Raw genomic sequence first — 548 nt, 5'->3', positions numbered from 1 at the left:
TATGGCTACCCAGATGATGCGGGTGCCCGAATAGAGGATGGCAATGATGCCGGCCAGTACCGCCGGGATCAGAAGGCCTTTGGCTCTTTCAATGCCCGACAGCGCCCCGGCCATGCACATCATGACGCCGAGACAGGTGACCGTGGCGAACGGAATGGCGTTTCCGGCCCCGCCTTCGGCCCGCATGCCGAGCCAGTAGTATTGCACCACGGCCAGCACCAGGGCGCCAAAACATGCCGCCATGCTGGCGACCACGACGATGCGGGCAAGGGTCGCCTTTGCGGTTATGCTCCAGGTCGAGTAGGAGATCGGGAACAGCAGGAACGTGACCAGCGCCACGAGATGCGGCGCATCGGCCCCGAGCGCGTTGTTGACGGCCGACGCCAGCAGGTATGCCGCGCAATAGACATAGATCGCCACCGTTATGGCGAGCATCGGCGGATCGAAATTGAAGCGTCGCCGCTTCAGGGCGAGCAGTACCCCTGACCAAAGACCGCCGCCGATGAACACAAAGCTCACGGCCGAACCCAGCACCGGCGGACAAAAGA

1 pseudogene is annotated in these 548 nt (G+C 63.0%); it reads right to left on the bottom strand.

What is annotated here, in order from left to right:
• Positions 1 to 548 (bottom strand): annotated as a pseudogene (locus tag EN742_RS37135) (O-antigen ligase family protein); the annotation flags it as partial.

Origin of the sequence: Mesorhizobium sp. M4A.F.Ca.ET.020.02.1.1, assembly GCF_004022645.1 — a bacterium.
Lineage (GTDB): Bacteria > Pseudomonadota > Alphaproteobacteria > Rhizobiales > Rhizobiaceae > Mesorhizobium.
Note: the sequence above shows the minus strand (reverse complement) of the source record. Positions and strands in the feature narration are given on the sequence as shown.